The sequence below is a fragment of the Microvirga calopogonii genome, from assembly GCF_003347665.1.
Lineage (GTDB): Bacteria > Pseudomonadota > Alphaproteobacteria > Rhizobiales > Beijerinckiaceae > Microvirga > Microvirga calopogonii.
Map to the genome: position 1 here is coordinate 105,872 of NZ_QDGA01000005.1, position 24,062 is coordinate 129,933.

General features: G+C 63.9%; 21 protein-coding genes and 1 tRNA gene. 12 read left to right on the top strand and 10 right to left on the bottom strand.

Features of this window, described 5'->3' with window-relative positions; translation table 11 throughout:
- Positions 1–10: 10 nt before the first annotated feature.
- The 5 genes from DDF70_RS07460 (at position 11) to leuB (ending at position 5,504) form a co-directional block, all read left to right on the top strand.
- Positions 11–382, top strand: coding sequence for a cupin domain-containing protein (locus tag DDF70_RS07460; RefSeq protein WP_114944238.1), 372 nt, complete (start codon positions 11–13; stop codon positions 380–382).
- A 243-nt stretch (positions 383–625) separates the two neighbouring features.
- Positions 626–1,816 carry a lytic murein transglycosylase gene (locus DDF70_RS07465; protein ID WP_114944239.1) on the top strand — a complete coding sequence of 397 codons (1,191 nt, stop codon included), beginning with the start codon at positions 626–628 and terminating at the stop codon, positions 1,814–1,816.
- Between the two features lie 172 nt (positions 1,817–1,988).
- Positions 1,989–2,729, top strand: coding sequence for a metallophosphoesterase family protein (locus DDF70_RS07470; protein ID WP_114944240.1), 741 nt, complete (start codon positions 1,989–1,991; stop codon positions 2,727–2,729).
- A 3-nt stretch (positions 2,730–2,732) separates the two neighbouring features.
- Complete coding sequence (locus DDF70_RS07475) at positions 2,733–4,157, top strand: serine/threonine protein kinase (protein WP_114944241.1); 1,425 nt, start codon at positions 2,733–2,735, stop codon at positions 4,155–4,157.
- 240 nt (positions 4,158–4,397) lie between these two features.
- Positions 4,398–5,504 carry a 3-isopropylmalate dehydrogenase gene (gene leuB, locus DDF70_RS07480; RefSeq protein ID WP_114944242.1) on the top strand — a complete coding sequence of 369 codons (1,107 nt, stop codon included), beginning with the start codon at positions 4,398–4,400 and terminating at the stop codon, positions 5,502–5,504.
- Between the two features lie 38 nt (positions 5,505–5,542).
- Here leuB and DDF70_RS07485 read toward each other — a convergent pair whose 3' ends face one another.
- Positions 5,543–5,887 (bottom strand): hypothetical protein, encoded by a 345-nt coding sequence (locus DDF70_RS07485; protein ID WP_114944243.1) that lies wholly within the window; start codon positions 5,885–5,887, stop codon positions 5,543–5,545.
- A gap of 140 nt (positions 5,888–6,027) precedes the next feature.
- Here DDF70_RS07485 and DDF70_RS07490 point away from each other — a divergent pair, with 140 nt between their 5' ends.
- A complete protein-coding gene (locus DDF70_RS07490; RefSeq protein WP_114944244.1) occupies positions 6,028–7,152 on the top strand; it encodes a sulfite oxidase in 1,125 nt (374 codons plus the stop codon).
- Here DDF70_RS07490 and DDF70_RS36415 read toward each other — a convergent pair.
- A complete protein-coding gene (locus DDF70_RS36415; RefSeq protein WP_162820246.1) occupies positions 7,130–7,924 on the bottom strand; it encodes a hypothetical protein in 795 nt (264 codons plus the stop codon). The two genes, DDF70_RS07490 and DDF70_RS36415, sit on opposite strands and share 23 nt — an antisense overlap.
- Before the next feature lie 120 nt (positions 7,925–8,044).
- On the opposite strand from DDF70_RS36415, the gene DDF70_RS36420 reads away from it, so the two are divergent.
- Both DDF70_RS36420 and DDF70_RS07505 read left to right on the top strand, forming a co-directional pair.
- Positions 8,045–8,527 (top strand): GNAT family N-acetyltransferase, encoded by a 483-nt coding sequence (locus DDF70_RS36420; protein ID WP_162820247.1) that lies wholly within the window; start codon positions 8,045–8,047, stop codon positions 8,525–8,527.
- Positions 8,528–8,796: 269 nt separating this feature from the next.
- The gene (locus tag DDF70_RS07505) at positions 8,797–9,828 is read left to right on the top strand and encodes an aspartate-semialdehyde dehydrogenase (RefSeq protein ID WP_114944247.1); all 1,032 of its coding nucleotides are present in this window, start codon (positions 8,797–8,799) and stop codon (positions 9,826–9,828) included.
- Positions 9,829–9,945: 117 nt separating this feature from the next.
- Here the strand turns inward: DDF70_RS07505 and DDF70_RS37875 are convergent, their stop codons facing one another.
- The 4 genes from DDF70_RS37875 to DDF70_RS07535 form a co-directional block, all read right to left on the bottom strand.
- Positions 9,946–15,702: a hypothetical protein gene (locus DDF70_RS37875; RefSeq protein WP_245435401.1), complete on the bottom strand. Its 5,757-nt coding sequence runs from the start codon at positions 15,700–15,702 to the stop codon at positions 9,946–9,948.
- A gap of 316 nt (positions 15,703–16,018) precedes the next feature.
- Positions 16,019–16,681 carry a carbonic anhydrase gene (locus DDF70_RS07525; RefSeq protein WP_114944248.1) on the bottom strand — a complete coding sequence of 221 codons (663 nt, stop codon included), beginning with the start codon at positions 16,679–16,681 and terminating at the stop codon, positions 16,019–16,021.
- Positions 16,682–16,695: 14 nt separating this feature from the next.
- Positions 16,696–17,637: a threonine/serine dehydratase gene (locus tag DDF70_RS07530; RefSeq protein ID WP_114944249.1), complete on the bottom strand. Its 942-nt coding sequence runs from the start codon at positions 17,635–17,637 to the stop codon at positions 16,696–16,698.
- Between the two features lie 3 nt (positions 17,638–17,640).
- Positions 17,641–18,390, bottom strand: a complete 750-nt coding sequence (locus DDF70_RS07535) for a DUF429 domain-containing protein (RefSeq protein ID WP_114944250.1) — start codon at positions 18,388–18,390, stop codon at positions 17,641–17,643.
- Positions 18,391–18,623: 233 nt separating this feature from the next.
- On the opposite strand from DDF70_RS07535, the gene DDF70_RS07540 reads away from it, so the two are divergent.
- Both DDF70_RS07540 and DDF70_RS07545 read left to right on the top strand, forming a co-directional pair.
- Entirely contained in the window at positions 18,624–19,499 is an 876-nt protein-coding gene (locus DDF70_RS07540) for an HpcH/HpaI aldolase/citrate lyase family protein (RefSeq protein ID WP_114944251.1), read from the top strand.
- A gap of 145 nt (positions 19,500–19,644) precedes the next feature.
- The gene (locus tag DDF70_RS07545) at positions 19,645–20,028 is read left to right on the top strand and encodes a hypothetical protein (RefSeq protein WP_162820248.1); all 384 of its coding nucleotides are present in this window, start codon (positions 19,645–19,647) and stop codon (positions 20,026–20,028) included.
- Between the two features lie 50 nt (positions 20,029–20,078).
- Here DDF70_RS07545 and DDF70_RS07550 read toward each other — a convergent pair whose 3' ends face one another.
- From DDF70_RS07550 to DDF70_RS07565, 4 genes are read right to left on the bottom strand one after another with little or no spacing between them, the layout of a single operon-like run.
- Entirely contained in the window at positions 20,079–20,300 is a 222-nt protein-coding gene (locus DDF70_RS07550) for a Trm112 family protein (protein ID WP_114944253.1), read from the bottom strand.
- 25 nt (positions 20,301–20,325) lie between these two features.
- Positions 20,326–20,997, bottom strand: a complete 672-nt coding sequence (locus DDF70_RS07555; protein WP_114944254.1) for an LON peptidase substrate-binding domain-containing protein — start codon at positions 20,995–20,997, stop codon at positions 20,326–20,328.
- A 29-nt stretch (positions 20,998–21,026) separates the two neighbouring features.
- A complete protein-coding gene (gene trxA, locus DDF70_RS07560; protein WP_114944255.1) occupies positions 21,027–21,926 on the bottom strand; it encodes a thioredoxin in 900 nt (299 codons plus the stop codon).
- A gap of 51 nt (positions 21,927–21,977) precedes the next feature.
- Positions 21,978–22,505: a prolyl-tRNA synthetase associated domain-containing protein gene (locus DDF70_RS07565; RefSeq protein WP_114944256.1), complete on the bottom strand. Its 528-nt coding sequence runs from the start codon at positions 22,503–22,505 to the stop codon at positions 21,978–21,980.
- A gap of 149 nt (positions 22,506–22,654) precedes the next feature.
- On the opposite strand from DDF70_RS07565, the gene DDF70_RS07570 reads away from it, so the two are divergent.
- Together DDF70_RS07570 and DDF70_RS07575 are read left to right on the top strand one after the other, a co-directional pair.
- Positions 22,655–22,729: transfer RNA gene (locus tag DDF70_RS07570), tRNA-Gly, on the top strand.
- A 157-nt stretch (positions 22,730–22,886) separates the two neighbouring features.
- Entirely contained in the window at positions 22,887–24,032 is a 1,146-nt protein-coding gene (locus DDF70_RS07575) for an AAA family ATPase (protein ID WP_114944257.1), read from the top strand.
- Positions 24,033–24,062 lie beyond the last annotated feature (30 nt).

The window sequence follows — 24,062 nt, forward strand, 5'->3', positions numbered from 1 at the left end:
TGGAGGAGCGATGACGCAAGGCAAGCCACGGATTCTCGACCGCCACGAGTGGGCCTCGCATCCGGAACTCTGGAAGGGGCGGGTCGAGGGCCATACCCTCGGCACTGGCGCCACCGTGCTCTTCTATATGGCCGAGGCGGTGGGCGTCGGGCCGAAATGGCACGTCCATCCCTACGACGAGATCTTCATCATCCGTGAGGGCCGGGCTCTTTTCACCGTAGGCGACGAGCGCTTCGAGTGTGAGGCGGGGCAGATCGTCTTCGGGCCGGCCGGCATCCCCCACAAGTTCGTCAATCTCGGTCCCGGCCGTCTCGAGACCACCGATATTCATGTCAGCGACCGTTGGATCCAGACGGATCTGCCCGATCCGGAACTCGGCTGAACGCAAGCAATGCACACTTTGGGGGGCTGAACGGGAAAGCGCCTCCCCTTCCGTCATGGCCGGGCTCGTGCCGGCCATCCCGATGCGGAAAAGCTCAGCGTTTCATACAATCGAGAACACCGGCACAAGGCCGGTGACGACGTGAGAGGCATTGGCGGACCGTGCGCGCCACCGTTCTAACGAATCCGTGAGCTGCCGCCCCGTTTCCATAAGATTAACCAAATTGCCTGCAAGGTCGCGGGCATGAAACGCATCATTGTTCCCGCGCTCCTCGGCCTCGCTTCCCTGACGATGGCCGCTCCGGCCTCGGCCCAGGCGAATTTCAGCTCGTGCCTGTCCAGCCTGCGCAGCCAGGCGGCCGCCAAGGGCATTTCCGGCCAGGCTTTCGATGTCGCGACCCGCGGCGTCACGCCGGATCTGACGATCCTCGACCTCATGAACAACCAGCCCGAGTTCAAGACGCCGATCTGGGACTACCTTTCGGCGCTGGTCGACGAGGAGCGGGTGCAGGACGGCCGCGCGGCCATGCGTCAATGGGGGCAGGCGCTCGCCTCCGCCGAGGCGCGTTTCGGCGTCGACCGCCATGCGATTGCCGGCGTCTGGGGCGTGGAATCGAATTTCGGCAAGGATATCGGCGGGCGTCCGCTGATCCAGTCCCTGACGACCCTCGTCTGCTATGCGCCGCGCCGGAACGACTATTTCAAGGGCGAGCTGATGGCGACCCTGAAGATCGTCCAGGACGGGGACATCAACCCGGCGAACCTGCGCGGTTCCTGGGCCGGCGCCTTCGGCCATACCCAGTTCATGCCCTCGACCTTCCAGCGTCTCGCCGTCGACGGCGACGGGGACGGGCACCGGGATATCATGACCTCCGTACCGGACGCGGTGCACTCGACGGCGAACTTTCTTAAAAAGGCCGGCTGGGTGAACGGCCTTCCCTGGGGCTACGAGGTGCGGCTGCCGCAGAACTTCAACACGGGCCTCGCCGGGCGCAAGAACAAGAAGCCGCTCGCCACCTGGGCCGCCATGGGCGTCCGGCGCGTCGACGGGCGCCCCCTGTCGGGCGATTATGCCGCCGGCATCATCATCCCGGCCGGCATCAACGGCCCGGCCTTCATCGTCACAAAGAATTTCGATGCGGTCTATTCCTACAACGCGGCCGAGTCCTACGGTCTCGCCATCGCGCTGTTGGGCGATCGCCTGAAGGGCCTGCCCGGTATCCAGACCGCCTGGCCCACCGATGACCCCCCGCTGTCCCGCGCCCAGCGCCGCGAGCTGCAGCAGCTCCTGACCGCCCGTGGCTACGATGTGGGCGAGCCGGACGGCAAGATCGGCTCCAAGACCCGTGAGGCCATCAAGGACGTGGAGCGCCGCATCGGCCTCGAACCGCGCGGCCGACCGGGCGGAAAGGTCCTGGAGGCACTGCGGGGATAGCGCATCATACGGCCCTCCGGATCCGTTGAGCAGAACGATGCGCTCTTCCAATGGTGGAGCATCGGACCCAAAAGTGCAGATCCACTTTTGGGTCCGATGCTCTAAACCCGCTCGCCCCAAGGTCTCTAAGGGCTAGTTGCAGTGGCGGTATGTTTGGAGTTGTACTGATTCCATGCTCATCGCCCTTCTCACCGACATCCACGGCAACCGTGAGGCTCTGTCGGCCTGTCTCGCCCACGCGCGCCTGCTCCATGTCGACCGTTTCGTCTTTCTCGGCGACTATGTCGGCTACGGGGCCGACCCGGCCTGGGTGGTCGATACGGTCCGAGGGCTCGTGGACCAGGGCGCCGTGGCGCTTCTCGGCAATCACGACGCGGCCATCGACGGCTCCGACCAGGACATGAACAGCATCGCCCAGGAGGCGATCCGCTGGACCCGCACTCAACTCGGGTCGGAGCAGCGCCGGTTCCTGGCCGGCCTTCCCCTCACCCACGAGGAGGGGAGCGTCCTTTACGTCCACGCCAACGGCTATGCTCCCCGCAGCTGGGACTACATGTCGGGTCCCATGGAGGCGGTCCGGCATTTCAGCCGGGTGGACGCTCACATCACCTTCTGCGGGCACGTGCATGTGCCGATGCTCTACCACATGAGCACCACCGCCAAGGTCGGCGCATTCGCCCCGGTGGCCAATAACGAAATCCCGCTCCTGCCGACGCGCACTTGGCTCGCGGTGATCGGCGCCGTCGGGCAGCCGCGGGACGGGGTCGCGGCGGCGAATTATGCGGTCTTCGACACCGCCCGCCAGACTCTGCGCTACCTGCGGGTGCCCTACGACACGGCGACTGCGGCCCGGAAGGTACGGGAGGCCAGTCTGCCCGAAAAGCTGGCGCTGCGCCTCGAACAGGGTCGCTGAGGCATGCGCTGGCGCCTCAATCCCGGCATGGTGATCGACGGGTTCGAGCTGCGGGAGAATCTCGGCACCGGCGGCATGGCGCAACTCTGGGCCGTGAGCCGTGAAGGTGATCCGACGCCAATGATCATGAAGATCCCGATGCTGATCGACAGCGACGACCCGCTGCCCATCGTCTGCTTCGAGACCGAGCAGATGATCATGCCGCGTCTGACGGGTCCGCATGTGCCCCACTTCATCGCGACGGGCCCGCTCGATCCCATGCCCTACATCGTCATGGAGCGCATTCCCGGCGAATCGCTCAAAAGCCGGTTCGACGAGGCTCCTCTGCCCTGGCCCGAGGTCGTGGCCATCGGGGCCAAGGTGGCGCATGCCCTGCACGACCTCCATCGCCAGCATGTGATCCATCTCGATATCAAGCCGAGCAACGTGATGATCCGGCAAACCGGCGAGGCGGTTCTGATCGATTACGGCTTCGCCCGGCACGAATACCTGCCCGATCTCCTGGCCGAGGAGTTTCGCGAGCCTTTCGGCACCACACCCTACATGGCCCCCGAGCAGGTGCTGCAGGACAGGGCCGATCCGCGCAGCGATCTCTTCGCACTCGGCGTGATGATGTATGTCTTCGTCACGGGCGAGCGCCCCTTCGGCAACCCGCGCGGCGGCCAGATCCGCCGCCGTCTGTGGCGGGATCCGGTGCCGCCCCGGGCGCTCAAGCCCGATTGCCCATCCTGGCTGCAGGAGGTCATCCTGCGCTGCCTGGAGGTCGACCCGAACGAACGTTACGCTACGGCAGCATTGCTCGCCCTCGACCTGGAGAACCCGGAGCAGGTTCGCCTCACCGAGCGAGCCGAACGACTGGAGCGGGACGGCGGCGTGAAGACCTTCCGGCGCTGGCTGAAGGCCCGCAAGGCGCAACCCCTCGAGACGCCCGACATCGCCGGGCAATTGTCGCGGGCGCCCATCATCCTGGCCGCCATCGATCTCTCTCCGGGGAGCGAGGATCTCGCCCAGGCCTTGCGGAGGATGGTCGGCCGCATCCTGTCCATCGAGGGCGAAGCGCGCATCGCCTGCGTCAACATCCTGAAGACCTCGCGCATCGCCGTGGACATCCTGGAGGACCAGGATGGCAACAGCCTCCATGTCCAGCGCCTCGTGCAGCTCCGCCACTGGAGCGCGTCCCTCGACATTCCCCAGGAGCGGATCACCTGCAGCGTGCTGGAAGCGCCCGATCCGGCCGCTGCTCTCGTCGATTACGCCCGCCACAACAATGTCGATCATATCGTGATCGGTGCGCGGGCATCCTCGGCGCTCAGGCGCTATCTCGGCAGCGTCTCGTCGCAGGTGGTGGCCGAGGCGCCGTGCTCGGTGACTGTGGTGAGGACGCCGAAGGACCGGCGCGCGGAGACTGGTCAGGACGTCTCCGCCTAAGGGACAACGCGACAAAGGCTTGCCAAGGCGCGCATTCGGTCTTTCGCGCATCGTGCGGACCCAGCGGGCCGCGCTAGCGACCCGTAGGGCCACGTTAGTGAAAAGTGGACCCGGTTTTCCGCAATAAACGATGCACCAGCTCAGGGTTCGAGCATCGGATTGATCCTAAAAGTGGATTCCACTTTTAGGTCCGATGCTCTAAGAGCCCTGCATTCGATCAGACAGAACAGGGGCCCTCCCATGGCAACGCACAAGCTTCTCCTTCTCCCCGGCGACGGCATCGGTCCGGAGGTCATGCGAGAGGTCGAGAAGATCGTGGGTTGGTTCCGCAAGCGGGGCGTCGGCTTCGAGACCGAGACGGATCTCGTCGGCGGCGCGGCCTATGACGTGCACGGCGCGGCGATCTCCGAAGCCGCCATGGACCGTGCCCAACAGGCCGATGCGGTGCTCTTCGGCGCTGTCGGCGGCGCGAAATGGGACAGCGTGCCTTATGCGGTGCGCCCCGAAGCCGGCCTGCTCCGCCTGCGCAAGGATCTCGGCCTCTTCGCCAACCTGCGCCCCGCGATCTGCTATCCGGCCCTGGCCGATGCCTCCTCACTCAAGCGCGAGGTGGTGGAAGGCCTCGACATCATGATCGTGCGAGAGCTCACCGGCGGCGTCTATTTCGGCGAGCCGAAGGAGATCGTAACCCTGGAGGACGGCTCCCAGCGCGCAGTGGACACGCAGATCTACCACACGCACGAGGTGGAGCGCATCGCGCGCGTCGCCTTCGATCTCGCCAGGAAGCGCCGCAACAAGGTCTCCTCGGCCGAAAAGTTCAACGTGATGAAGACCGGCGTGTTCTGGCGCCAGGTCGTCACCCGCATCCACAAGGGCGAGTTCTCGGACGTTGAGCTCGAGCACGTGCTCGCCGACAACTGCGCCATGCAGCTCGTGCGCTGGCCGAAGCAGTTCGACGTGATCGTCACCGACAACCTCTTCGGCGACATCCTGTCGGACATCGCCGCGATGCTCACCGGCTCGCTCGGCATGCTGCCCTCCGCCTCGCTCGGAGCGGAGGATCCGGCCACCGGCCAGCGCAAGGCGCTCTACGAGCCCGTGCATGGCTCCGCGCCGGACATCGCCGGAAAGGGACTGGCCAATCCGATCGCCATGATCGGCTCTTTCGGCATGGCCTTGCGCTATTCCTTCGGTCTGCTGGACGAAGCGGATCGCCTCGACAAGGCCATCGCCAACGTGCTCGCCTCCGGCACTCGCACGAAGGACATTGCGGCTCCCGGCGCGAATGCGGTCGGCACCCAGGACGTGGGCGACGCCATCGTCAAGGAACTGGAAGCGCTCTCGTAAGAAATCGAAAAGCCCCGGAGCGATCCGGGGCTCTTTCTTCAGCGGATCGAACCTGTTGATTCGATGGTTGGGGTGCTATAGGCGGGGAACGGGTTGCGCGAGCCGACGAAGGGCCCGTTGGTGATCGGGTCGGGCAGAGAATCGAGACCGAAACGACCACGGTTTGGAGCATAGTCAGGGCTCAGCAGATAGGCCTGTGTTTGCCCATAGCCGCTGATGCCCGGGTTGATCGATCCTACAGGAACCACGGGGCCCGGATCCAGGAAGCTGCGAGGCTGGACCCGGAGGACAAGAGGACGATTCCGGGTCTGCGCATCAGCCACCACCGAGAGTGATGTGAGCGCAGCCAATGAAGCCAAACCCAAAAGTGCGATGCGGCGCATGGGTAAACCTCCAAGAATGGCGCATTGACCTTCTGTTGTGCGCCGTCAACACATGCAAACACTGTCAGAACAAGGCGACGCCGTTAAAATGGTTCCGTCTAAGCGTAACGTTCACCGCGAGGTGAGGAGGGCGACAGCCGATGCAGGATAAACCCAAGCTTGGCTTCGATCTATCGGCAAAAAAGGGTCTGAGTCTTCTGGGCGAGACCCCGCTGGTGGCCGAAACGCCCGAAGAGTTGCTCGACGACGAGACGACTCCGACCGCGCGGTTCTTCGTGCGCAACAACGGCCTTCTGCCCCAGCCGGTGGACGATCCCGAAGCTTGGACCTTCACCATCGACGGGGAGGTGGAGCATCCGCTTCGCCTGACGCTTGCGGAGCTGAAGAGCCGGTTCCAGCACAAGACCTTCCGCATGGTGCTCGAATGCGGCGGCAATGGGCGCTACTTCTTCGAGCCCAAGGCCGAAGGCAACGCCTGGACGAATGGCGGTGCAGGCTGCGCCGAATGGACGGGAGTTCCCCTCGGCGACGTGCTGCGTGCGGCCGGCCTGAAGGATAATGCCCTGTTCACGGGGCATTTCGGCGCCGATCCGGACAAGCATGGAAGCCACGAGCATCAGGCCATGTCGCGCGGCATGCGGATCGCCAAGGCCTTGGAGGAGCACACGCTGCTCGTCTGGGCGATGAACGGCGAGCCCCTGCCGTTCATCCATGGCGGTCCTCTCCGTCTCATCGTGCCGGGCTGGCCGGGATCCTTGAGCCAAAAGTGGCTCACGCGGATCTGGATCCGCGACCGGGAGCACGATGGGCCGGGCATGACCGGTCTGTCCTACCGGCTGCCGGTCCATCCCTTGGCCCCGGGTTCGGACGGGCGGGGCGTGGAAACCCGGATCCTCGAATCGATGCCCCTGCGCAGCATCGTCACCGCACCGGCCGATGGCGGGCGCTATCCGGAAGGCACACGCTCCATCAAGGTCCGAGGCTCTGCCTGGGCGGGCGATGACACGGTGACTCGGGTCGACGTGACCATCGACGGCGGTGCGACTTGGATCGAAGCGGCGATGACGCCGCCGCGCAACCGCTACGACTGGGTGCGCTGGCAGGTGATCCTGCCCCTGGCCGGCGACGGCTATTATGAGATATTCGCCCGCGCCACGGACTCACAAGGCCGCGCTCAGCCCTTCCGCGCGGCCAACTGGAATCCGAACGGTTACGGCTGCAACGTCATGCACCGGGTCGCGATCACGGTCGGGCCGGAGGCTTGATCGCCGTCGAGGCGGTGCGTGCGCTTGGCCCGCAGCCCTCCGTGCGGCTGCGCTCGGCCCGGGCGAAGACTGCTTTCAGGGAGGGGTTCGTGCCTCCCGCCAGGGTGATTCCGTCGATGAAGCAGGCGAGCTGCGCCTCGTCCGGCGCGGAGGATCCGCACAGCCAACCCTGGAAGCTGAACTCTGCGGCCGCATCCGGGAGGCGGAACGCCTGACAGGCCTGCTCGCCTTTGTTCGCCAGGAGCAGAGGTGCCGCCTCTACGGGGCCGAACTTCGTCTCGATCATGCGGCTCTGGCCCTGATGCGCCACCGCGAGGCCCGAGCGGGCCGCCCTGCGGACAATGTCGATGTAGAAGCTCCCGGCGGTCTCGGCCGTGCCCTGCACGAGAGTCACTTGCGCATAGCGGAAATCGCCGAAGCGCCCGAGGACCAAGGTGTCCTCCCGGGCTCCGTTCACATGCTCGCGCGCTTCCGATGCGACGGCGCCGGACGAACCTGCGAGCGCATAGGGGGCCGTAGGGGCCGGCACGGGCCTCCAGGTTGGCGCCGGCGCGACCAGAACCGAGGAGGGGACCTCCTTCTGGCGCTCCGTTGGCCGCGTCGTCTGCTCCTGCTCCAGGGCGAAATAGACCAGTCCTGCGATGCTGCAGGACGACATCAGGACGATGCGCAGCCACGCCAGAGGCTTTCGGCGCGGGCGCCGGGCAGGACGTTCATCGACCCAGTCGGCGACGTCGTCCTCATCCCATTCGGCATAAACCGCCCGCGGCATCGCTTGAACCCATCAACTCTGCTGATTACGTCATCAACATGTTCTACCGTGACACTGGCCAGTGTCCGAAAGGTTTTGCTAAGCAAGGTAAACCAAAGCCTAATCGCGCCGTGTGCCCTCATGACCCCCATCGTCATTCGCTTGGCTACCTCCGAGGATGCCCCTGCGGTCGCGGCCCTGATCCGATCCCTGGACCTGTATTACGTCGGTCCGGAGGTAGCCCAGCCGATGGAGCCGACTTTGGCCATGGTCGAGCGTTCCATGGTGGAGGCGGAGGGCACGCGCTATGCTCTGGCCTTCCTGGATGGCCGCCCTGTAGGCCTCGCCTGCTTCGCGGTGCTGCGGCCCGGCTTCAGGCTCTCAGGCCTCCTCTTCGTCAAGGAGCTGTTCGTCGAGCACCAAGCGCGCGGACAGGCAGTAGGGGCAGGGTTGATGCGGTGGCTGGCCGATTACGGCCGTGCCCATGGCCTCTCCCGGATCGACCTGACGACCGAGGGCACCAACACGCGGGCACAGGCCTTCTACGAGCGCCTCGGGGGCGAGCGGATGGACAAGGTGTTCTACCGCTTCAATCTCTCCACCGACGTGCTGTCGAATGATTGAAGCCCTGCGGGACCAAGGAAATACTTGACGAAAGCGTGTCTTTGGTGTGTTGCTGGCAGCGTATCGAAGCCCGGACCGGGCTTCTGGATGGACGATGGCAATGGCGCTGCTCACCCTCACGACGAGCAAAACGAAAACCGCCACGACGGCCGTGAAAACGACGGCCGAATAAGCCTCGTCGTCCCCGGTCCTCTCTCCCGTCGGGGCGAGAGGCAGCACCCGAATAGGGTTTTCACACATCCGGGGAGAGCGACAACAGGAGAAGACCAATGGGTTTCAAGATCGCCGTCGTCGGTGCGACCGGCAATGTGGGCCGCGAGATGCTGAGCATCCTCGCCGAGCGAGCCTTCCCGGCTGATGAGGTGGTGGCTCTGGCCTCCCGCCGCAGCCAAGGGTCGGAGGTCTCCTACGGCGACAAGACGCTCAAGACGAAGGCCCTCGACACTTACGACTTCTCCGACATCGATCTATGCCTCATGTCCGCCGGCGGCGACGTTTCCAAGGAATGGTCGCCCAGGATCGCCGCCCAAGGCGCGGTCGTGATCGATAACTCCTCGGCCTGGCGCTACGACCCGGAGGTGCCGCTGGTGGTGCCGGAGGTGAATGCCGAGGCGCTGCGCGACATCAAGAAGGGCATCGTGGCTAACCCGAACTGCTCCACGGCTCAGCTCGTCGTGGCCTTGAAGCCGCTTCATGACCGCGCCACCATCAAGCGCGTGGTCGTCGCCACCTACCAGTCGGTCTCCGGCGCCGGCAAGGACGGCATGGACGAACTCGACCGCCAGACGAAGGCGCTCTACTCCCTGCAGGACGTGCAGGAGAAGAAGTTTCCCAAGCGCATCGCCTTCAACCTGATCCCGCACATCGACGTGTTCATGGAGGACGGGTACACGAAGGAAGAGTGGAAGATGGTGGCCGAGACCAAGAAGATTCTCGACCCGAAGATCAAGCTCACGGCCACCTGCGTGCGCGTGCCGGTCTTCATCAGCCACTCGGAAGCCGTGAACGTGGAATTCGAAAACCCCATCACGGCTGACGAGGCGCGCGACATCCTGCGGGCCGCCCCCGGCATCATGGTGGTCGATAAGCGCGAGCCCGGCGGCTACATCACGCCCCATGAGGCGGCCGGAGAGGACGCCACCTACATCTCCCGCATCCGCGAGGACATCACGGTCGAGAACGGCCTGTCCTTCTGGTGCGTCTCCGACAACCTGCGCAAGGGCGCGGCCCTGAACGCCGTGCAGATCGCCGAAGCCATGGCCAATCGCGGCCTGCTGAAGGCCAAGAAGCAGGCAGCCTGACCACGCCTGGACGGAGGTTGTCCGGTCTCACCGCGTGAATACAAAGGGCCGCCGTCACATACGACGGCGGCCCTTTTCATGTCTGGGTGTAGCGGCTCCCAGGATTGGTCTGATGCGTTACACGAAGAAGAAATCCTTGTAGGTGATCTCCCCGCCGGTCTTCTTGTTCGGGTCGTAGGTGACGGTGGCGATCTCCAGGGCCTTCTGCTTCGTGCCCGAGCCGTCGGCATCGAAGTACAGCTTGTAGGTCTTGGCGTTCACCTTCTTGGCGACGAAGAAGTCATCGGCCTGCTTGGCCTCGCCGAGGGCGAACCATCCCTTCTTGATGGCGATGGGCTTGTCCAGCGACGCTCCCTTGCCCTTCAGGTGCTTGGCGATGGCCGAATTGCTGAAGGCCGCGTCGTCGAAGTAGAACGCATCGTACTTGGCCTGGAAATCCTTCACCTTGTCGACATGGCTCTTGTAGGTGCTCTTCGTCACCGAGAAGTCGAACAGGAAGGCGTCCCGGTTCGCGTCTGCCGCGGTCCACTTGCCGCCGGTGAGCGTGTCTTTGCCGGCCCCGCCCGACAGGATGTCGTTGCCGGCATCGCCCGAGAGAACGTCGTCGCCCGCGCCGCCGAACAGGCGATCAGTGCCGAGATTGCCGGAGAGCGCGTCGTTCAGGGCGCCGCCGTAGAACACGTCGCTGGCCGTCGAGCCGAGGGTGAACTCGGGATTCCAATCGATTACGCCGACGACGACGTCCTTCGTGAAGGACGCTCCGGCGCTATCGGTCACCCTTACCTTGACCGTGTGCGTTTGGGCCTGCTCGAAGTCGAGCAGGAATCCATTGTCCACCACGAGATCATGTCCGTTGACGATCTTGAAGCGGCCACCGGCGGTGTCGACGAGGTCGTAGGTGAACGTCTCGCCACTATCCTGATCGGTCGCACTTAGAGAACCCACGAAGTCGCCCGTTGCGGACAATTCGCGGATGGTGCTGTTCGACAGAGTGACATCCGTCGGCGCATGGTTGATCGGCTTGATCGTCAGATCGACCTGCTTGGTGACGGTCAGGATCGGATCGCTCTGATCGGTGATCTTGACGAAGACCGGAACGACAGTGGGAGACAACACATCCGGCAAGCTGCCGGCGCCGACCTTGATCGTCCCATTCGCATCTACCGTGAAGGTGTTGCCCGTATAGGCGGTGCCGTCGCCATTGACGAGAGCGTAGGAGTAGGTGCGGAAAGCAGACCGCGTGTCCGGATCGATCACGCCCTGCAGGGTTGCCAATGTGGTGCCGGCCTGAGCATCTTTCTGCACCGCGTTGACCGCATAGGTCGCTCCAGCCGGCGCCTCGTTCACGTCCTTGAGATAGACCTTGATGGTCGTGCTGGCCGAGGTCAGCCCATTTGCGCCGCTCTCGCGGGCGCGGACCACCACCTCGAAGTATTTCTTCTCGTCGGGCGTGTTGGCATTCTCCGGCGTAAGCTCGATGTTCGCTGCTTCGTAATTGGCCCCGCCCACGAAGGAGATGACGCCGGTACTCTGATTGATGGAGAACAGATTGCCGGGGTTGCTGACGAGTTCGTAAGTCAGCGTCGTCCCACCCAGGTGATCGTCGTTCGACTGCACCGTTGTGACCGCCGTAACCGGCCCGCCATTCTCGCTGAGCTCCACCACCATACTCTCGTCATATGTAGGGGCAGACGGCGGTGTGTTGGTTGCAGCGACAGGGTTCACCAGCACGTTGAGCTGCTTGGTGAAGGCAAGCGTCGGGTCGCTCTGATCCGTGATCTTCACGAAGACGGGGAGGAAGGTCGGGCTCGACACGTCGGGCAACCCGCCCGAGCCGACCCTGACATTCCCGTCCATATCCACCATGAAGGCGTTGCCCGTATAGGCGCTACCATTGGCGTTCACGAGGGAGTAGCTATAGGTGCGATACTCCGCCCGCGTGTCGGGATCCGTGATGGACACGAGACTTGCCACGGTCGTGCCGAAGGTTGCGGTTTCGCTGACCGTGTTGACCGTGTAGGTGGCAGCGACCGGCGCTTCGTTCACATCCTTGAGGTAGACCTTCACCACCGTATCGGACGAGACGAGCCCATTGGGGCCGCTCTCGTGAGCCCGCACGACGAGGTTGAAGTACTTCTTCTCGTTCGGCCGACCTTCGTTCAGGATCACGAGGCCGGTCGTGGTCGATTCATAGTTCGCACCGCCTGCGAAAGAGATGACGCCGTTCTCGTCGATGGAGAACAGATTGCCGGGATTGTTGACGAGTTCGTAAGAAAGCGTCGTGCCACCGGTCCCGTCATCCGTCGATTGCACCGTCGCAACGGTCGCGACTTCATCGCCGTTTTCGGTGAGTTCCACCACCGTGCCCTGGAGGATCGGCTTGGTCGGCGCGGTGTTGACGTTACCGGTGCTCGTCGGGTTGATCGTGACATTGAGCTGTTTGGTATAGGCGAGTGTCGCGTCGTTCTGATCCGCGATCTTCACGAAGACCGGGACATCGGTGGAACTCGCCACATCGGGGAGCCCGCCCGAGCCGACTCTGACATTGCCATCTACATCCACCGCGAAGGCATTGCCCGTGTAGTCGCTGCCATCGGCGTTGACCAGGGTGTAGCGATAGGTCCGGTACTCGTCCCGGGTGTCGGGATCCGCCACGGATACGAGCGTCGCGATCGTGCTGCCGGCCTGTGCATTCTCGCTGACTGCATTGACCGTGTAGGTGGCCGCGACCGGCGCCTCGTTCACGTCGTTCAGATAAACCTTCACCACCGTGTCGGAGGAAATAAGGCCTTTCGGCCCGCTTTCACGCGCCCGCACCACGAGGTTGAAGTACTTCTGCTCGTTCTCGCTCACGAGGCCGGATGTGAGCGATTCATAATTCGCGCCGCCCGCAAAAGAGATGACGCCGTTCTCATCGATCGAGAAGAAGTTGCCGGGGTTGCTGACCAGCTCATAGGACAGTGTAGTGCCGCCGAAACTGTCATCGTCGGAATGGACCGTTGCCACTACCGCAACAGCACCGCTGTTCTCGGTGAGGTTCTCCACGGCTCCCTGGACGACCGGCTTCGTGGGTGCGGTGTTGTCGGCTCCGGGCGTCACGGTGATCTGGAAATCCTTGTAGGTCGAAACCGCACCGGGGCCGCCGTTCTTATCCGTGACCTTGAGGGTGATGGTGTATGTTTCGACTTTCGTGACATCCGTCAGGGCGGCCACTTTCAGCTGGCCATTTTCGATCTTGAACCGCCCGCCCGCATTGCCGGCGCCGCTGGTGCCGCCCATGCCGGAGGTATCGAAGGCGAAGATGAGATTGGTGTCGCCGTCCGGATCGGCTGCCAGCAGCGTGCCGAGCAGCGTGCCGTCCGATGCCGTTTCGCTGATGGTGGTCAGGCCATTGAGGAAGAAGTTTGTGGGCGCTTCGTTCACGTTGTTGACGTAGACCTTGATGGGCGTCTCCTCCGACGACCAGTTGGTGAGGGCCTCCGTCGCCTTCACGGTCAGAAGATAGAATTTGCGCTCGAGCGCCGTACCGGGGTTCTCGACCTGGAGATCCGGGTCGGAGGTGCCGGCTTCGTAGTCCACCGCGCCCACCAGAGTGATGACGCCGCTTGCGGCATCGATGGCGAACTTGTTGCCGGGATTGGACCCAAGTGAATAGGTGGCGGCACCGGCCGTAAGACCCGGCGATTGCACGCTTGCGACGACCGTGAACGGGGCGGCGTTCTCGTTGATCGAGCCCGCGGCACTTTGCACGATCGGAGCGCCAGGAGCTTGGGTCGGCAGCGTAATGGTACCGTCCGCGAAGCTCAGGAACTCCAGATTCCTGAGCGTATCCGTGCCGTCGCGACTATTCGTGTTGTCCTTGACGGTCAGCGTGCCGTTGGCGTTGCGGGTGATCGTGTAGTCGGACAGGATGCCGGAGAACACGGCCGTGTCCTGACCCGCCCCGCCATCGAGCAGATCGTTGCCGCCTCCACCCTCGATGCGGTTATCGCCGGCGTTGCCGGTGATCGCATTCGCCAATCCATTGCCCGTGCCATTGACATTGCCGGAGCCGGTGAGAACGAGGTTCTCCACATTCGCGCCAAGGGCATGGGAAACGGAGGCGCGCACCGTATCGGCGCCTTCGCCCGCCGCCTCGGTCACGACATCATTCACGTCATCGACGATGTAGGTATCATTGCCGAGCCCGCCGGCCATCTGGTCCGCCCCTGCGCCGCCGTCGAGCAGGTTGCTCCCCGCATTTCCGGTGATCGCGTTGGCCAATGCGTTGCCGATGCCGCTGATGTCGTCCGATCCGGTGAGAACGAGATTTTCCACATCAGCGCCGAGCGCATAGGAAACCGAGGCGCGCACCGTATCGGTGCCCTCACCGCCCCGCTCCACCACCATGTCGCCCGCATGATCGACGATGTAGGTGTCGTTGCCTTCACCGCCGGTCAGAATGTCGGCACCCGCGCCGCCGTCGAGCGTATTGTTCCCCGCATTGCCGGTGATCGTATTTACCAGTGCGTTGCCGGTGCCCTCGATGGCGCCGGTGCCGGCGAGAACGAGGTTCTCTACATTGTCGGCGAGCGTATACGACATCGAGGCGCGCACGGTGTCGGTGCCTTCGCCCACCTCTTCGATGATGATGTCGGCGGCATCATCCACGACGTAGGTATCGTTGCCGCGTCCCCCCGCGAGTGCGTCGGCCCCTTCGCCACCGTCGAGCACGTTGTCGCCGGCATTGCCGACGATGCTGTTGGCCAGTGCGTTGCCTGTGCCGTTGATATTGTCGCTGCCGATGAGGGTCAGGTTCTCGACATTCGCGCCGAGCATATAGGAGATCGAGGCGCGGACGAGATCGGTCCCTTCGTCTGCCAGCTCAGTCACGACATCGTCCACGTCGTCGACCACGTAGCTGTCACTGCCGTCGCCACCTTCCATCACATCGGCGCCTTCGCCCCCGTCGAGATAATCGATCCCAGTGCCGCCCTTGAGGGTGTCATTTGACCTTCCGCCGAAAAGCGAATCGTTGCCGTCGTCGCCGATCAGCGTCTCGACGCCATCGCCGCCATAGGCCACGTCGTTGCCGGTGCCGAGGTCGACGTTGCCTGAAACAGTCCCGCCGCGCCCGTCGTAGAGGTCGTCGCCGGCCAGAAGAGAGACCCGGCCTTCCAGGTGTCCTTCGTTGCGAATCGTCTCCCGCCACTCTCCGCCCTCGATGGCCGTTTCGCCGATGATGGTTCCCTTGTTGATAAGAGAAGCGATGGTGGCGGGCTTATCATCAGTCGCGGCTTGCGTCGCGAATTTGATGCCGATGCTTCCGGAACCGTTGAGAGCCTGAATCAGCCCTTCATTGATGACGTGGCTTTCTCGATGAAGAAGAAGTCCGCGGGTTACACCGGTGATCGTTCCGAAATTTTTGACCTGAGTTCTGTCTGCATCGACCGTATTACTGGCCACATCCTCCACGCTGGTTTCGATGCCGATCCGGCCGTAGATCGATCCAGTGTTGGTGATGGATACATCGGAGTTTCCGACAAAAACCCCCGTTTGATCGCCGGTAATCTGGCCAGCATTCTCGACGACACCATTTTTACCGATTGCGGCACCTTTGGTCCCGCCATGGACGCTTCCGGTGGAAGCAACATGGATCGTCGCGTCCCTTACGTCGAGAATATTGAAATTAATGCCGGTAATTTGGCCAGCTACCAATCCGTAAACAGTGGTCGTGACATTGGTAGCCCCCTCTGAGGTTGAAATACCATCATTGGACGCGTCGCCCCAGTCTGGATCAGCGACAATCATCCCGCTTTCTGCAACGATCAGGTGCTCGCCGATACCAACGAGTGCGCCATAAACTTGAGTATCCAGAATGTAACGGATGGTCATAGCAATAATCTCCAGTTTCCCAGAGGTTATTACGTTACAAAAAACGGTCAACGTCTAAACTATCTCGTTAACCATCCTGACAACTTAGTCTTAGATATAAGTCCCTGTAATCGCTTCAGAAACCGCACTCAGAGCGGATTGGGCAGGAAAGCAAAATCCGTTTGCATTCCCGCAATTCGATGGCGACCAACCTTCGAATCCCTCACAAAACAGCTCCAGGCCTCATCCTGATAAGCATCGCACGATGAAAGCTTCACCGACCCAAGCTCAGGACCGGTGGAAGCTGCTGCTAACAGTGTGAGTTGCGTTCCATGGCCTACGTACAACGGAACGTTGTCTTAACGTCGACGTCTTCCACCACCGGCTTGAACTCGCCCGTGTCCGGATTGCGCACCAGCAGCTTGCCTGTCGCCACCCCGAAATAGGCGCCGTGGAGCTGCAGCTTGCCGCGCTCGACGAGAATACGCACGCAGGGGAACGTCATCAGGTTCCGAAGGCTGTTCTCGATGGCGGCAAGTTCCAGACGGGGCAGGTACTCTTCGAGGTTGCCGTCAGGCGGCCCGAGGCGATCGCCCGCCGGTTTGATCAGGCTCATCCAGCGGCCGATGAAATCGCCGGGCGAAAGGGGGGCCGCATCATCGGCAAAGGCGCGGATGCCGCCGCAGCGGGCATGGCCCAGCACCACGATATGCTTGACCCTGAGCGCCTGCACGGCGAATTCGAGCGCGGCCGAGGTGCCGTGGTAATCGCCGCCCGTCTCGAAGGGTGGCACCAGGTTCGCCACATTGCGGACCACGAACATCTCTCCCGGGCTCGCATCGAAGATGACTTCCGGCGAGACGCGGCTGTCGCAGCAGCCGATGATCATGACCTCGGGCGACTGTCCCTTCTCGGCCAGCGCCTCATAGCGGTTCTTCTCGCGCGGAAGGCGGTCATCGAGGAACGCACGGTAGCCTTCGGACAGACGTTGCGGAAACATGGGCGTCCTTCCCTTCAAGGATGGGTGATCTCGGCAAGCTTGGCGAGCTCGACATTGGCGCCGCACAGGAGCACGCCGATGCGCTCGCCCGAGCGGGGTTTATAGGCCCCCGAAACGAGAGCCGCCAGTGCCGCCGCTCCGCCGGGCTCGGATGCGATGCGATAGTCGCGCCAGAGCAGCCGTTGCGCATCGCGGATCGCCGCATCGGTGACGAGCGCCACGTGATCGACCGTGTCCCGGCAGATGGAATAGACGAGATCACCGGTGTTCTTCGCGCCGAGGGAATCGGCCGCCACCGAATCCACGTCCACGTCGACGGGCCGTCCGGCTTCGAGCGCGGCATGGAGCGCCCGCGAGCCTTCCGGCTCGACGCCCACCACCTTCACGCGCCCGGCCCACCAGCTCGCCACGCCGCCGATGAGGCCGCCGCCGCCAACCGCCACGAGGACGGTGTCGAGAGAGGGCGCATCCTGCTCCCATTCGAGGGCCGTCGTGCCCTGGCCGGTGATGGTGCTCTCGGCTCCGAACGGATGCACACGCAGGGCGCCGCTTTCCTCCACGTAGAGATCGCAGGCTCCTTGCGCATCCGCGTAGCGGGCGCCGCCGATCACCACCTCGGCTCCATGGGAGCGGATGACGGCGATCTTGGCGGGGCTCGAGATCTCCGGCACGAAGATGCGCGCCGTCACGCCGAGTTGTTTCGCCGCATAGGCCACGGCCGCGCCGTGATTGCCGCCGGACGCGGCCGCAACGCCGGCAACCGGAACATCCTTCGACAACAGGGTGTTGAAGGCGCCGCGGGTCTTGAACGAGCCCGCGTGCTGCAGGAATTCGAGCTTCAGGCTCACCGGCCCGTCATGGCCGAAGGCGCTGCCCATGTTCAGGGCAGGCGTGCGGCGGATATGGGGGGCGATGCGGGCGTGGGCCGCTTCGATATCGGCGCGGGTGATGGGCATGGCTCAACCTTGGGGCTGCTTGCGGAGCGTCCAGATGGCGACCGGCAGGCCGTGGGCATCACGGCCAGGCGGGTCGGGAAAGGATTGTCCTCCACCTCTCGCGAGATCCAGCGCCACGGTCAACCCCGCAAGTGCATCGAGCAGGTCGTCCTGGGCGGCTCCACGCGGAGGCGGCGCATCGATCAGGCTGCCAGGAAGCAGTCCGGACATCTTCAGGAGTTCTCGGCGAAGCGCCATGCCCGGCCCGTAAGGCGTTCCCTTCACCTTCTTCGGCCGGTCAAGCGCCCGGCTTCCGTTCAGGGCCCAGAAGGCGAGCTCGGGATGCACCTCATAGACGCGAGCGATCAGATCGGGCCGGGCGCGGAGCAGCGCGTCGATCTCGCGGATCTTCGGGAAGATGGCGAAGCCCTGCCGCGACACCTTCCGCGGCGGATCGGAGGTGGCGGCGGCCATCGTGCAGGCTTCTCCGTAGTCGGTCGTCTCTACGGCGCGGCGCGACGGAATGGCGAAGACGGAGGATTGCCGCTCGCCGAGCAGAGGACGAATCAGCTGCTCCGGCAGACGGCCCGATCCTTCGGTCCGGTCAGGCAGACCGATGGGCATGTCGACGGCAATCACCGAAGGCCGCTCCGGCGTGTCGGCAATGACTTCGAGAGCCGGCGCCGTCACGATGCGATAGGCGTTCGGATCGTCCAGCCGCATCAGGACCGCAATCCACCCGGCCCGGCAGCCATCGACCCCCGCAACCCACATTTTCTATGCGTCTCCTAACCCTATCTCACCCATCAAGAGATCTTCCTGTCATGGCCGGGCTCGTCCCGGCCATCCCGATGCTGTGAAGCGCCGTGCATCGCTCATCGAGATCACCGGCACAAGGCCGGGGATGACATGGAGGGTGCCAATTCCGCCGGGCGGCCTCTCGAAAATGACCCTGTTCTTCCCCTGACAGCACCCCTAAAACCGATGGGCCGAAGGAGGAAGCAGCCATGATCCCGATTCGCCCGCGCCGCAGCGCCCTCTACATGCCCGGACCCAACGCCCGCGCGATCGAGAAGGCGAAGACGCTGGCCGCCGATGTGGTGATCTTCGACCTCGAGGACGCGGTCGCGCCCGATCTGAAGGCACAGGCGCGCGAGCACGTCCGCGCGGCCGTTCAGGCCGGTGGTTACGGCCGGCGGGAAGTGGTGATTCGCATCAATGCGCTCGATACGCCCTGGGGAGAGGCCGATCTCGCGGCCGCAGCGGCGGCCGCGCCCGACGCAATTCTCGTGCCGAAGGTGTCGTCGGCCGAAACGCTCGCGGCGGTGGGCCTACGCCTGCGCAAGCTCGGTGCTGCGGAGCGCACCAGGGTCTGGGCCATGATCGAGACGCCGCTTGCGATTCTGCGGGCGGAATCCATCGCGAGCGCGGCTCACGACGTCGACGCCCGGCTGGCCTGCCTCGTCATGGGCACGAACGATCTCGCCAAGGATACCCGCACCCGCCTGCTGCCGGGGCGAACGGCGATGCTGCCCTGGCTGATGACGGCCCTTGCCGCCGCGCGGGCGCATGGCATCGACATTCTCGACGGCGTCTACAACACCCTGTCGGATGCAAACGGGTTCCGCGCCGAATGCGAGCAGGGCCGCGATTGCGGTTTCGACGGCAAGACGTTGATCCATCCTGATCAGATTGTGACGGCAAACGAGATCTTCGCGCCGTCACCGGACGAGATCGAGAGCGCTCGCGCGCTCGCGGCGGCTTTCGAGCAGCCGGAGAATGCCAGCAAGGGCGCCATCAGCCTCAACGGCCGGATGGTGGAGCGGCTTCATGCTGAGATGGCGAAGCGGACGCTGGCATTGGCAGACGCGATCCGGATATGACGGGCCTGGCCGGATCACATCTTTTGATTGCGGAATTGAGATAGTTCTCCGTAAGGTTGAAATGCATCAAAGTTTCGATAGGATCCCAACCAGGGTGTCGGCTCTCCGGCGGCCTCCCAATGCGACCTATCAAAAGCGCTTCCTCATGCATATTACCATCGACCAGAGCGAAACGGACCGCGCCGGAAAGAGCGAAATACAGTCGCTTCTTCTCATGAAAATCACCTGCAACAAGTACGATGCCGACGAATTCCCGTTCTACATGATCAGCGAGATCGTGGGCGGAGCCGTGTATACGTTTCAGTTGAATCCCATTCAGGACATGCAATTCATCGGCTCGACCGGGGAGCAGACCGAAATCTGGTTCAGGCCGGCCCCGATCCTGTTTGAGGGATCGTCGTTTCGGATCACGCAGTCCCGGTCCAATGATGTCTCCAACCGGCATGATCCCAACAACGCAGCCTTCGGCCAAACGTTTGTGATGCATGTGCCGAACACGCCGCGAAAGATCGGACCCGGCCAGTCCTGATGTCAGACATGCCGGAACCTCTTCGGTGGTGCTGACGAAGTCCTGCCGTGTCAGCCCTCCAGCTGGCGCGCCTCTTCCGGCAGCATGATCGGGATGCCGTCGCGGATCGGGTAGGCGAGTTTGGCGCGGCGGCTGATCAGCTCCTGGCGCCCGGCATCGTATTCGAGGGTTTCCTTGGTGAGAGGGCAGACGAGAAGCTCCAGGAGCTTGGGGTCGATCCGCGTCGCCTCCACCGGTTGGGGCGTCTCGGGCTGAGGGGTATCGGGAACCATCGGGTTATTCCTAAGATAAACTTGCCTATTGCAGGGTCGAGTCGGAGCCGGCGCCGCCGCGAGCGAGCTCGATCTCGGTCAGGGCGATGAGCACTTCAGCCCGACTCTTCAGGTCCGGCGCTTCGAGCAGCGCCTGTTTCTCACGCACGCCGAAGGGACTCATCATGCATAAAGCATTCACGAGGGCTTCGTTGGGAGCTTCCTCGATGCCGCGCCAGTCGACTTTCACATGCACCGCGTTGACGAAGTCGCGCAGGGCCTTCACTACGCCGGCGCGGTTTACGGCGTTCTCGCCGGCGCGAGCGGTGAAGTCGTTGGTGAACGGCTCGAACGTCACCCGGCATCGGCGGAACAGGTTCACCGCCGGAAGCTCCTCTTCGATGCGGAAGCGCGCGATGCCGATCAGCGTGATGAGGTACCGCCCGTCGCCGGTCTCGGCGAGCTGCGTGATGCGGCCGGCGCAGCCGACCCGGTAGAGTCTCGGTACGCTTGCCTGCGGGTCGTTGTCCGCATCCGGCTGCACCATGCCGATGATGCGGTCGGTCTTCAGTACCTCATCGACCATCGCCAGATAGCGCGGTTCGAAGATGTTGAGCGGCATCTGCCCGCGCGGCAGGAGGAGGGCGCCGGGGAGCGGGAAGACGGGGATGACCGACGGGCAATCCTCCGGCCCTCGGTATACCGCGTTCATTCCCATTCCGATCTCCTAAACCGCGTTAAACGGCGTCAAGAGAACAGGAGCGAGGAGAGCCTCCGCCGCCCTGCCAGCGTCATCGCGTCCATCGGGCCCCAGGCCTCGAAGAACTGGACGAGCTGCTTGCGTGCGCCGTCATCGTTCCAATTGCGGTCGCGACGAACGATTTCAAGGAGGTGATTGGCAGCTTCTTCGCGGCGCCCGAGGGCATTGAGTCCCACGGCCAGATCGAAGCGGGCCTGATGGTCCGTCGGGTCGGTCTCGACCTTGTGCTGGAGGTCCGCCAAGTCGCCCAACGAGCCCGCCTGCTCGGCGAGCTCGATCGCCGCCCGCGCGCCGGCCAGGGCCGGATCGTTGGCTTTCGCCGCCGGAGCCATGGCCAGGAAACGCTTGGCGCCTTCCAGGTCGCTCACCTCCACATGCAGCTTCACGAGGGCGGCCAGCGCCGCGACGTTCTCAGGGTCCTGGGCCAGGACGGCGGAGTAGAGCTCGGCCGCCCCGCCGATATCGCCCTCGGCGGCCAGGCGATCGGCCTCGGCTAGGATCTCCTCGGCCGCGCCGGGCCCGAGCGGCCCGACGAGACGCTCGATAAAGCTCTTGATCTGGCTCTCGGGCAGGGCCCCCATGAAGCCGTCCACCGGCTGGCCGCGCTGGAAGGCGAAGACGGCCGGGATGGACTGGACGCCGAGCTGACCTGCGATCTGGGGATGCTCGTCGATGTTCATCTTGACGAGTTTCACCTTGCCGCCGGCGGCTCGCACGGTCTTCTCGAGAATCGGGGTGAGCTGCTTGCAGGGGCCGCACCAGGGGGCCCAGAAATCGACCAGCACCGGCTGCTGCATGGATTCGGCCAGCACGTCCTGGCGGAAGTTCGCCGTGGTGGTGTCCTTCACGAGATCGTCGGAGGAGGGGACGGGGGTATCGGACAGCATGCGATCCTCGAAAGGTGAGAGTCGTGAGAAGAACGCTCCTTAGATGGGAGCTCAGGCGTCGTCTGGCAATTCCGCCGGCGGCTCCGGCAGGCGCAGGATCAGCGGATCGTGCCCCGTGGCCCGCAGGAAGGTCACCAGATCCTCCCGCGAGACCCCGGTGGTCATGGAATTGACCAGGGGGTGAAAATTCACCCGCTCGTGATCCATGAGGTTGGCGTCGAGCACCATGGTAACCTTGCCGTCCGTATCGTTTACCACCGCGAAGGCGGTGACCGAACCGGGCTCGACCCCCAGCAGGGCGCGTAGCTGCTCGGCCGATCCGAAGGAGAGCCGGCCGGAGGCACCGATGGCCTCGTGGGTGCGCCTGAGGTCGATGGCGGTGTCGTGCTTGGCGGAGATCAGGAAGAAGCGGCCCTTCTTGTCCTTCACGAACAGGTTCTTGGAATGGGCGCCCGGGATCTGCTCCTTGACGGATGCCGATTCGGCCACCGTGAAGACGGGCTCGTGCTCCACCGTCTCGGTCTTGATTCCGAGCGAGGACAGGCGATCCAGGAGCTCCTGCGGGGACAGATGGGCCAAGCGTGCAACCTCCGTACAAGCCCGGGTTCTAGCGACCGGATGAAGCAGGCTCAAGGGCTGGAGCGAAAAGATCGGCATGCCCCTCTTGCAATACGTCGCGTTTTGGGGCACATCACGGGCCTCGCAACGATGCCACGGCATCGCGGAGCGCGGGTGTAGCTCAGGGGTAGAGCACAACCTTGCCAAGGTTGGGGTCGAGGGTTCGAATCCCTTCGCCCGCTCCAATTCTTCTCGGAAACGAGAGCTGTACGAAGGCCCGCCGCAAGGCGGGCTTTTCGTTTTTGCGCTCGGGGCTCTTGGGCTCGGACAAGGTTGCATCGCTTCAGGGCGTAGCCCAAGATGGCGCCTCATCGTGTCGGTCCCATCCGGTCTTCCAGCCCCATGCTTGCGATCCAAGACGTCTTTGCCGCCGGGTACCGCTCGCTCCGGCTCATCCGCTTTCCGGTCGAGCCCCTGTCCGTCTTCCTCGGCGCAAACGGGACGGGCAAGACGAATCTCTATCGCGCGTTGCAGCTTCTGCAAGCGGCCGCCACCGGCACGCTCACGCACGATCTGGCGGCGGAAGGTGGCTTCGACTCGGTCTATTGGGCGGGAACGCGGAGCGCCAAGGATCCGGTCCGGGTCCGGCTCGGCGTCCGCCTGAAGGGCGAAGGCGACGATTACGATCTGGATTACGGCGTCGAGACCGGATTGGTCGAGCTCCTGGGCGCGGGCTTTGCCCTGGAGCCGCAGATCAAGGCGGAAACTCTTACCTATGAGGCGCGGGGCCGTTCGAAAGTCCTGCTCGAACGCCGTGGCCCCCGAGGGCATTGCCTCGACGAGGCCGGCATCAAGCGTCCGCTGGGATCCGAGATCCTCCCCTCCGAGACGGCGCTCGGCTCGCTGCAGGACGCGGCGGCCTTTCCCGATCTGCATCTCGCCCGCAGGACCCTGTTGGAATGGCGGTTCTTCCACGGATTTCGCACGGATGCGGCCTCTCCTCTGCGGAGGCCTGCCTTGGCCGTGACGTCGCCGACACTATCCCCCGACGGTTCGAATCTCGCGGCGGTCTTCGCGACCCTCGCTCATATCCGCCAGGACACCACCGATCTCGATCAGGCCTTCGACGATGCCTTTCCCGGCGCGCATCTCGTCATCCCTGAGCCTGACCGCTTCGCCACGTTCGGCGTGGTCTTTCCTGATTACCCGAAACGCATCTTCCAGCCCTCAGAATTGTCGGACGGCACGCTGCATTTCCTGGCGCTCGCGGGCGCGCTCCTGTCCTATCGGCTGCCGCCCTTCATTGCCTTGAACGAACCCGAGACGAGCCTGCATCCCGATTTGCTCGAACCGCTCGCGCGCATGATCGTCGCGGCCTCCAAGCGCACGCAGGTTTGGCTCGTGACCCATTCCGAGCCGCTTGCCGATGCGATCGCGCGCAACAGTGGTGTTTCGCCGCGCCGGGTCATCAAGCGCAAAGGCGAGACCTGGATCGACGGCCTTCGCCTCAGTGGAGATTTCGCCGAGGAGGAAGAGGAGGATGCGTGAGCGTCCATGCGTCTTCCGTCTCATGGCACC

Bases quoted from the DNA above. Each gene is read 5' to 3' on its own strand.
- DDF70_RS07460 (WP_114944238.1), top strand. From the start codon at position 11: ATGACGCAAGGCAAGCCACGGATTCTCGACCGCCACGAGTGGGCCTCG.
- DDF70_RS07465 (WP_114944239.1), top strand. From the start codon at position 626: ATGAAACGCATCATTGTTCCCGCGCTCCTCGGCCTCGCTTCCCTGACG.
- DDF70_RS07470 (WP_114944240.1), top strand. From the start codon at position 1,989: ATGCTCATCGCCCTTCTCACCGACATCCACGGCAACCGTGAGGCTCTG.
- DDF70_RS07475 (WP_114944241.1), top strand. From the start codon at position 2,733: ATGCGCTGGCGCCTCAATCCCGGCATGGTGATCGACGGGTTCGAGCTG.
- leuB (WP_114944242.1), top strand. From the start codon at position 4,398: ATGGCAACGCACAAGCTTCTCCTTCTCCCCGGCGACGGCATCGGTCCG.
- DDF70_RS07485 (WP_114944243.1), bottom strand. From the start codon at position 5,887: ATGCGCCGCATCGCACTTTTGGGTTTGGCTTCATTGGCTGCGCTCACA.
- DDF70_RS07490 (WP_114944244.1), top strand. From the start codon at position 6,028: ATGCAGGATAAACCCAAGCTTGGCTTCGATCTATCGGCAAAAAAGGGT.
- DDF70_RS36415 (WP_162820246.1), bottom strand. From the start codon at position 7,924: ATGCCGCGGGCGGTTTATGCCGAATGGGATGAGGACGACGTCGCCGAC.
- DDF70_RS36420 (WP_162820247.1), top strand. From the start codon at position 8,045: ATGACCCCCATCGTCATTCGCTTGGCTACCTCCGAGGATGCCCCTGCG.
- DDF70_RS07505 (WP_114944247.1), top strand. From the start codon at position 8,797: ATGGGTTTCAAGATCGCCGTCGTCGGTGCGACCGGCAATGTGGGCCGC.
- DDF70_RS37875 (WP_245435401.1), bottom strand. From the start codon at position 15,702: ATGACCATCCGTTACATTCTGGATACTCAAGTTTATGGCGCACTCGTT.
- DDF70_RS07525 (WP_114944248.1), bottom strand. From the start codon at position 16,681: ATGTTTCCGCAACGTCTGTCCGAAGGCTACCGTGCGTTCCTCGATGAC.
- DDF70_RS07530 (WP_114944249.1), bottom strand. From the start codon at position 17,637: ATGCCCATCACCCGCGCCGATATCGAAGCGGCCCACGCCCGCATCGCC.
- DDF70_RS07535 (WP_114944250.1), bottom strand. From the start codon at position 18,390: ATGTGGGTTGCGGGGGTCGATGGCTGCCGGGCCGGGTGGATTGCGGTC.
- DDF70_RS07540 (WP_114944251.1), top strand. From the start codon at position 18,624: ATGATCCCGATTCGCCCGCGCCGCAGCGCCCTCTACATGCCCGGACCC.
- DDF70_RS07545 (WP_162820248.1), top strand. From the start codon at position 19,645: ATGCATATTACCATCGACCAGAGCGAAACGGACCGCGCCGGAAAGAGC.
- DDF70_RS07550 (WP_114944253.1), bottom strand. From the start codon at position 20,300: ATGGTTCCCGATACCCCTCAGCCCGAGACGCCCCAACCGGTGGAGGCG.
- DDF70_RS07555 (WP_114944254.1), bottom strand. From the start codon at position 20,997: ATGGGAATGAACGCGGTATACCGAGGGCCGGAGGATTGCCCGTCGGTC.
- trxA (WP_114944255.1), bottom strand. From the start codon at position 21,926: ATGCTGTCCGATACCCCCGTCCCCTCCTCCGACGATCTCGTGAAGGAC.
- DDF70_RS07575 (WP_114944257.1), top strand. From the start codon at position 22,887: ATGCTTGCGATCCAAGACGTCTTTGCCGCCGGGTACCGCTCGCTCCGG.